The organism is Kutzneria sp. 744 (assembly GCF_000568255.1).
Classification (GTDB): domain Bacteria; phylum Actinomycetota; class Actinomycetes; order Mycobacteriales; family Pseudonocardiaceae; genus Kutzneria.
In genome coordinates this window covers 1,579,200-1,587,349 of sequence record NZ_KK037166.1, presented here as the reverse complement: position 1 = coordinate 1,587,349, position 8,150 = coordinate 1,579,200, and the positions used below count along the sequence as shown (strand labels likewise).

General features: G+C 69.9%; 6 protein-coding genes. 3 read left to right on the top strand and 3 right to left on the bottom strand.

Annotated elements, in window-relative coordinates:
* Both KUTG_RS06970 and KUTG_RS06965 read left to right on the top strand, forming a co-directional pair.
* A partial coding sequence (locus KUTG_RS06970; protein ID WP_043715750.1) for a GntR family transcriptional regulator occupies positions 1 to 599 on the top strand: 599 nt, incomplete at its 5' end.
* 569 nt (positions 600 to 1,168) lie between these two features.
* The gene (locus KUTG_RS06965; RefSeq protein ID WP_052394146.1) at positions 1,169 to 4,033 is read left to right on the top strand and encodes an L-tyrosine/L-tryptophan isonitrile synthase family protein; all 2,865 of its coding nucleotides are present in this window, start codon (positions 1,169 to 1,171) and stop codon (positions 4,031 to 4,033) included.
* A gap of 1 nt (position 4,034) precedes the next feature.
* On the opposite strand, the gene KUTG_RS06960 is transcribed toward KUTG_RS06965, so the two are convergent.
* Entirely contained in the window at positions 4,035 to 5,036 is a 1,002-nt protein-coding gene (locus KUTG_RS06960) for a hypothetical protein (protein WP_157494372.1), read from the bottom strand.
* 136 nt (positions 5,037 to 5,172) lie between these two features.
* Positions 5,173 to 6,036, bottom strand: coding sequence for a 3-hydroxybutyryl-CoA dehydrogenase (locus KUTG_RS06955; RefSeq protein ID WP_043715747.1), 864 nt, complete (start codon positions 6,034 to 6,036; stop codon positions 5,173 to 5,175).
* 159 nt (positions 6,037 to 6,195) lie between these two features.
* Between KUTG_RS06955 and KUTG_RS53040 the strand changes: the two genes are divergently transcribed.
* Positions 6,196 to 7,134 carry a G1 family glutamic endopeptidase gene (locus tag KUTG_RS53040; protein ID WP_157494371.1) on the top strand — a complete coding sequence of 313 codons (939 nt, stop codon included), beginning with the start codon at positions 6,196 to 6,198 and terminating at the stop codon, positions 7,132 to 7,134.
* Here KUTG_RS53040 and KUTG_RS06945 read toward each other — a convergent pair whose 3' ends face one another.
* Complete coding sequence (locus tag KUTG_RS06945; RefSeq protein WP_043715745.1) at positions 7,135 to 7,881, bottom strand: SDR family oxidoreductase; 747 nt, start codon at positions 7,879 to 7,881, stop codon at positions 7,135 to 7,137.
* Positions 7,882 to 8,150: the final 269 nt, after the last annotated feature.

The following is an 8,150-nucleotide window of genomic DNA, read 5'->3' as shown; positions in this document are numbered from 1 at the left end:
GAGTGGCCCGCATGACGCTGCGCCAGGCCGTCTCCGAGCTGGTCCTGGAGGGCAAGCTCCAGCGCCGCCACGGCAGCGGCACCTACGTCATGCCGCCCAAGCTGGTGCAGCCGCTGTCCCTGGTCAGCCTCTCGGAGGGCATCCGGCGCCAGGGCGCGACCCCCAGCCGCAAGCTCGTCACCCTGGAGCACCTGCCGGCCGATCCCACGCTGGCCGCCGATCTGAACATCGAGCCCGGCGACCTGGTGCTGCACATCGAGCGCACGGTGGAGGCCACCGGCCAGAACGTCGGCCTGGAGTCGACCTACCTGGCCGCCGCCCGCTTCCCGTCGCTGCTCGACGTGTTCGACCCGGACGCCTCGCTGCACAGCTGCCTGGCCAACCGGCTCGGTGTCGTCTTCGCCGAGGCCGAGGAGCGGGTCGAGACGGTGCTGGCGACGCCGCGGGAGGCCAAGCTGATCGGCACCAACCCGGCGCTGCCGATGCTGCTGCTGCACCGCCGGTCGCTGGACCCCGACGGGGTGCCGATCGAGCGGGTCAGGTCGCTGTTCCGCGGTGACCGGTTCAGCTTCAGCACCCGGTTGCGGCCCGAGGACTGATTCACGTCACCGGCATTTCACCCGGCCGGACGTCTCAATTCGGCATGACCGGATGACGATGTTTACCGCGCGTCTCCGGTGGGTAAGGGCGAGCCGTGCCCATTACGGTGGACGGTAGCCGCCCAGTTCGTCCCGGCGGCGGTTTCCCGGCCACGATGTGTCGACCGGCCCCGGAACCCGATCGGGTAATTCCCGTGCGCACGGGCGGCACCGGCTTGCCCGGGCGTGGCCGTCCGTATCATCGTGGCGGTTGCCGTGGGGACGATGTCACCGACGGTAGACCCGGCGCATTGTAGAAACCGGCTGTGAATGCCGGGTGAAAACCGGGGAGGAACCGCGTGCGGCCCGGTGGAACGTATCGGCGTGAACCCGCGGCCGGACATGGTGCGGGCCTGCCCGGCGGTATGTCAAGCTCGCTTACGAGGCGAGTGATGTAGATCACGTAACACCCGAAAGAGGCGCTCCACGCCGACAGGTTCTCGATATACTCGGATCCAGTGCCGCGAATTCCGGGGACCAAGAACCGCGGCTGAATATGTGGAGAGCCACGTGTTCGTTAGGGCCCTGGTATGAGCATGTTGGACGGAGCCGCCCCACAGGCGGTGCCGCGCCCGGTCAGTGACGGCTGCGAGGAGCACCTCGCGATGGCCGCCGGCTGGCAGCGGCTGGCCGAGCTGGTGCGGCGCGACGCCGAGCTGCGCCTGCACCTCGCGCTGCGCCCCCCGCGCGACCTGTCCGCCGATCTGGGTGACGGCCCTCAGCCGACACATCCGCGCGCGTCCGACCAGGTCCGCATCGTCTCGCCGGCCGCGCTGCTGGACCGCGCCGCCGACGACGAGCGAACCCTGCTGGAGCAGGTCATCGCCAACCAGCACGAGCCGATGGACGCGTTGGACTTCGTCGCCGAGCACTTCGTCCGGCCGCTGGTCGCGGTGTGGCGGGCCCTGGTCGACCGGCACGGGTTGCTGCTCGACCTGGACACTGACCACATCAGATTCGAGCTCACGCCGGGCGTGCGCGCCACCGGACGGCTCGTGCTCACCTCGGTCGCCGGGCTGCGCGAGACCGCCGAGGTCGACGCGCTGGAGGTGAGCCGGGCGGCCCGCGCCCTGCACGGCGGGCTGAACACGCTGGCCGCCGGCTTCCAGCAGGCCACCTTCGACGGCCGCCAGTACAAGGGGCGGGCCGTGCGTGCCGCCGTGGAGTCGGTGCTGTCGGCCGAACTGCGCTATCTCGCGCCGGAGACGGCCGCCCTGCTGCGCGGCGACCACCCGCTCGACCGCTACGTGCACTCCGTGCCCGAGGAGCAGGACCGCCTGCTGCGCGATGTGCTGCGCGCGGTCGAGGAAAGCTCGGCCGCCCGCCGCCGCGACCCGTCGCTGCCTGTGCCGGCCGTGGTCATCGACCTCGACCTGTGCGGGTTGGTGCCGAAGGCCAGGACCCTGCACGCCGCCCGCACGCTGGCCGGGCCGCGCGAGGGCGCGCCGCAGGGCATCCCGGAGCTGGCCCGTCCGGGCACGCTGCGCGCCCTGCCGTCCTACTCGAAGCCGGCCTGGGACCGGTTCCTGGAGGTCTCCGGCGTGGCCGGGCGCTATCCGGACGTCGAGTGGGACGACGTGCACGCCGAGTTCTGCCCCGCTTTCTACCGGCCGTGGGAACGACTGCGCTCCGACTCGCTGGCGCCGGGGCTGGTCCGCTTCGTCCGCGACGTGGAGGACGCCGGCGGCGAGGTCGTGTTCAACACCGGCCGCCGGGACCGGGTGCGCGAGCACACCAGTGCCGTGCTGGCCCGCGGCGGCCTGACCCACGTGCGACTGCTGACGTTGCCCGACGACCGGGTGCGGCCGATCGCCGAGCTGAAGGTGGAGAACCTGCGCCGCCTCGGCGACCTCGACGTGGTCGCCGTGTTCGACGACCTCACCGAGAACCGTCAGGTGCTGCGGGATTCCTTCCCCAACGCCATGGTCGTCGCCGTCGAGGCCCCCGGCTTCGTCAGCGACCGTGTCCCCGGTTGCCCGCCGCCGGACGGCGCCCCGCTGATCGCCACCTTCGAACGCCTGCCGCGGCAGGCCGGCGGCTCCACGCCGGCCTTGTCCCACACGCATTCCATCGCCGAGTTGCAGGTCGGCGAGCTGTCGGTGGGCCTGCCCGCGCGGGGTCACGCCGTGAACCTGTCGGTGGCACAGACGCTGTCCATCGTCGACCGGCTGGTGGCCGAGGCCGACTCCAACGCGCAGCGCACAGCCGCCGCGGCGCCGGGGCACCTCCGTGCGGCACTGTCCACCGTGGCCGATCCGCTCGAACGGACCGCGCTGCTGTTGCACCACGTGTTCATGCGCAAGCAGTTCCACCGCGGCTCGCGGGGCACGTACACGCCGGAGATGGCCCGCAAGGACCTGATGCCGTTCCTGCGCTACAACCAGCCGATCCAGGTGGTGGTGCCGGGCTTCCCGGTGAAGCAGAGCCAGAGCGGGCTCAAGGCCACCGGGGTGCTGCCGGACCTCGCGGAACTGGGCGTGCTGGTGCGGCTGCGCGAGCTCCAGCAGACGGTGAAATGCCTGTACGCGCCGGGATTGCGCATCACGGTGCTGACCGACGGCCACCACTTCCGCCCGCGCCCGGCCGTGATCGTCGAGTCCTACCTGCGCAAGCTCAACCAGTACCTGCGGCTGGTCGGCGGCCAGGACTTCCTGGAGTTCGCCGACATCGACGACGTGGCGAGGCGCAGGATCGGGTCCTCTTTGGACAGCGAACGGATAGTCCTCATCGAGTACTTCCAGAACACCTTCCGCAAGGCGTTCACGGAGCTCGACATCGCCGCCGACCCGATGGGCGTGCTGTCGCGGGTGTCCGATGTGGACCCGATGGCCGAGCACACCCCGGGCGGGCTGGCCTTCCGCGACATGTTCCGGTCCATCCTGCACTCGGTGGCGCTGGACGTGCCGGCCGGGCGGGACCGGATGTCCTGGGCCCGCGCCGTGTACACCGACCCGTACCAGATGGGCGACCCGGCGACCCCGGCCGAGATCGTCCGGGCCCGGCGGCAGGTGCTGCGGCAGGCCTGGAGCGACACCGTGCGCTACCTGTCGGCCGTGCTGACCGACCGGGAACTGGGCTACGACAGCCTGTTCACGCACCGGGTGCGCCTGACCGTCAGCATGCCGTCGCCGGGCCGGGTCGGCTTCGCCGCGCTGGGCGGCTCCGCGCTGCTGCCGTGGCACGGGACGGCGGCGGTGGACGAGAAGGGCACGCTGTCCACCGACTTCGCGATCTGGCTCTACGACCAGGGTTTCGTGCCGGTGTACTCGCCGGTGCTTGGCTACCGCCAGCCCTGGCTGATGGCCCCGGTGACGTCGACCGCCGTGGTCGACAGCTCCCGCGGCGCCCAGCTGATCCCCGAGCTGCTGGAGGGAATCCACCTGCGCCGCAAGTGATTCAGTCGGCCGTCAGCTTGAGCATGGCCTGCACGGCCCGCTCAGCCTCGGACGGCGCCCGACGGCCGAGCCCGCAGCTGGTGGCGATGTCCACCGGCCGCCCGACGGCGGTCTCCACGAGATCGCGGACGCGCAGCTGGTCCGACGGATCCTGGAGCTCGTGGGCGATGCCGGCGATCAGCGGCATGTCGTGCAGGCGGCGCAACGGCGCGTAGAAGGCGGCGTCGGTGGTCGGCGGCTGATCCCCGCCGGACATGGGCAGGTGTACGAACTCCAGCGATCGGCCGGCCGACCACCGGCGCACGATGGCGTTGGCCAGCAACACCAACGGTTCGGCGTCGGGAAGCTGGCGCAGCGCCCGGTGACCGAGATCGCCGAGGCACAGGTGCACACCGAAGCGGGAGCCCTGAGGCGCGCGGGCGACCGGGCGGGTGACCAGGTGGGCCATGAACGCAGCCATCGCCGGCCGCAGCAAACGTGGCGCCGAGGCGACGGCGATCAACGCGGCCGGAACTTCCAGCTGGAACACGACATCCGGCGCGGCGATGCGGGAGATCTGATCGGACACGGCCGTGAGGAACTTGCGGCTGTAGCGGATCGCGCCCAGCGGGCCGAAGGTGAACAGGGCCATGTCGAGATAACCGGGCACACCGACCTGCATCGGCAGCCCGGCATCGTCCACAACGGACTCCAGCGCCGCCCGGTCCTCGGTCGCGTACTGCTCAAGGCGCAGCGGAATACGCAGCTGCTGGCCGCGCCGCACGGTCAACAGGTCGGTGTCCTCGTAGCCGGACCAGTCACCGTCCTTGACGGACCGGATCTCCGGCTGGCCCTTGAGCTCCTTGACCATCGGCACGAACCACATCAGCCGCGGGCCGGTCTCGCCGCTGGACAGCCGCCGCAGCAGCGGCCGGACTTCCTGCCCCAGCTGCCAGGAGAACGCGGCTCGCGCGTCGGAGAACTGCGGCATCGTGCCGACGAAGTGCATGTGCCTGCGAGACATGCCCTGATGTTCGGCCATCTGCCGCAGAGATCAGGCCGCCACCGGCCGCCCGGCCGATGATCACTTCCTGTCCGGCCGGCCGGCCGGCCGGGCACCCGTGCCGATCTTCGGTGCCCGTCCGGACGGCGGCGTCGACTCAGCCGGAGTAGTCGTAGAAGCCGCGGCCCGACTTCTTGCCCAGCAGGCCGGCGTCGACCATGCGCAGCAGCAGCGGCGGCGGCGAGTACAGCGGCTCCTTGAACTCCTCGTACATCGACTCGGCGATGGCCTTGGTGGTGTCCAGGCCGATCAGGTCGGTCAGCTGCAGCGGCCCCATCGGGTGCGCGCAGCCCAGCACCATGCCCTGGTCGATGTCGGCGGCCGAGGCGTAGCCCGACTCCATCATCCGGATGGCCGACAGCAGGTAGGGGATGAGCAGCGAGTTCACCACGAAGCCGGCCCGGTCCTGGGCGGTGATGACCTCCTTGCGCAGCTGGCCGGCGGCGAAGCCACGGGCCCGCAGCGCCGTCTCCTGGCTGGTCAGCAGGGAGGGCACCAGCTCGACCAGCTTGAGCACCGGCACCGGGTTGAAGAAGTGGATGCCGATCACGTTGGCCGGCCGCTGCGTGGCCATGCCCAGCTTCATGATCGGGATGGACGAGGTGTTGGACGCGAAGATGGCGTCCTGGTCGGTCACCACCTTGTCCAGGGTGGTGAACACCTCGGTCTTGACCTGCTCGCTCTCGGCGACGGCCTCGACCACGAGCTCGCGGTCGGCGAAGTCGCCGAGGTCGGTGGTGAACCGCAGGCGGCCCTGCGCGGCGTCGCGGTCCTGTTCGGACAGCTTGCCGCTGCGCACGCCGCGCGCCAGCGACTTGGCGATCCGCTCCCGGCCCGCCTCCATCGCGGTCGGACTGGCCTCGCTGACGATCACGTCCAGTCCGGCCCGCGCGCACACCTCCGCGATGCCCGAACCCATCAGTCCGGCGCCAACCACGCCCACCCGGCGGATCTCAGCCACAGGGATCCTTCCTCCTTCATCGGTCCACGTCGCCGGACAGGATCGCTGGCCGACGAGGTCAACTGTATCTGTTGCCCCCTGGCGGGCTCCTGGAAGCACGCGACGTCGTTTTCCGCATTGATCAGAAATGCCCCGGCGCCGCACGGGAGGTGCTCTGCATTGACCGAAACCACCATGGCGCCGAGCGAACTGGGCGTCCGATTGTTCACCCCGCCGCCGGCCGATTTCGACCCGCTGACCGCCGACCAGCGGGAACTGCTGGTGCACGGTTTCCCGGCCCGGCCGGACCAGGACTCGCAGCGGCCGCTGTACACGCAGTGGAAGCGCAGAGTCAGCAGAAAGTACACGAGAATCGAGCCGGTTTTCGTGCGCAACACCGACAAGGTGCACGGCCCGATGCGCGGCCCGAGCTCGGAACTCGATCTCCTGGGCGCGGCGCAGGCGAAGCCGGCCGACGCCACCTCGACGAACTGGTCGGGCACCGCGGTGTTCGCCGCCGCCGGCGACTCGTTCAAGTGGGTCGAGGGCGAGTGGACCGTGGCCGACCCGTCCGACCCGAAGGGCGGCAAGACCTCGTACTACTCCTCGTCCTGGGTCGGCATCGACGGCTGGGGCTCGCCCGACGTGCTCCAGGCCGGCACCGAGTCCTCACTGGTCAACGGGACCAAGCGGGTCTACGCCTGGTGGGAGTGGTACCCGGACTTCGAGATCGCCATCTCGAACTTCCCGGTCTCCGCCGGCGACACCATGTTCTGCCTGATCTGCGCCACCTCGGCCACCACCGCGTCGATCTGGCTGACCAACGACAGCACCGACCAGTCGGTGTCGTTCGCCATCACCGCGCCCAGCGGCACCACGCTGCGCGGCAACTGCGCGGAATGGATCGTGGAAACGCCGAGCGTAGGCGGTTCTCCGACCACGCTTCCCGATTACGGCGTGGTCTATTTCGATGACGCACAGGCGTTGGCCAACACGGCAGGCTGGGTCGGCGGCAACACCGGAACTCCGATCACGCTCGTCAATTCCGGTGGCACCGCGCTGTCCACGCCGACGGTGAAGGCGACGGATCTGCTGAAGCTCACGTACAACGACGTGTGATCAGATTCCGCCGGCCACCCGCAGAATGGCGCCGGTGGTGTAGGACGCCTGCTCGGTCATGAGCCAGGCGATCGCGTTCGCGATTTCCGCTGGGTCGCCCGGGCGGCCCAGCGGGATCCGGCCGGCCGCCTTCCAAGCCCGTTCGGGGTCGCCGGAGAGGGTGTGGATCTCGGTGTCGACCATGCCGGGGGCCACCGTGTTGACCCGGATGCCCTCCTGGGCGACCTCCTTGGCCAGGCCCACGGTCAGCACGTCCACCGCGCCCTTGGACGCCGCGTAGTGCACGTACTCGCCGGGCCCGCCGTGGATGGTGGCCGAGGAGGAGACGAAGACGATGTTGCCGCCGTTGCCGCCGTGGGCGGTGGACATCGACTGCACGGCCCGCCGCGCGCACAGCATGGCCCCGAGCACGTTGACCTCCAGCACGTAGCGCAGCTGGCTGACGGGCTGGTCGGCCAGCGGCGCCATCGGGCTGGTCACGCCGGCGTTGGCCACCAGGCCGGTGATCTGCCCGAGCTCCTCGCGCGCCTCGCGGAACAGCACCTCGATGTCGTCCTCGCTGGTCATGTCGGCCCGCACCGCGATGCACCGTCCGCCGGTCTCGATCACCTCCTGGACGACCTTCTCGGCGGCGTCGGTGTCCTCGCGGAAGGACAGGCAGACCGCATGCCCGTCGGCGGCGAGGCGGCGCACCGCCGCCGCGCCGATGCCGCGGCTGCCGCCCGTGACGATCGTGACTGGAGACACTGGTTCCCCCAACTCTGTCTTGTCAGCACCGGCATTATCTCAAGGGTGGGGGTGCACTACGGGGTGCTGGGTAATACTAATCAGTGCCAGTGGCGCCATAACTTGTTATTACCCAGGGCCACTAAGCATCAATTTCAAACCGAGGGAACTGTCATTGTATGAACTTAGGCCGTCCGACCGCCTCGTGGATGAAAAAATATCTACCAACTAGTGTGTGGTAGCTTTCTCCCGTCAATATTTCGATATTGTCAGCCTGTGGCTCGGTATCG

Bases quoted from the DNA above. Each gene is read 5' to 3' on its own strand.
- KUTG_RS06965 (WP_052394146.1), top strand. From the start codon at position 1,169: ATGAGCATGTTGGACGGAGCCGCCCCACAGGCGGTGCCGCGCCCGGTC.
- KUTG_RS06960 (WP_157494372.1), bottom strand. From the start codon at position 5,036: ATGTCTCGCAGGCACATGCACTTCGTCGGCACGATGCCGCAGTTCTCC.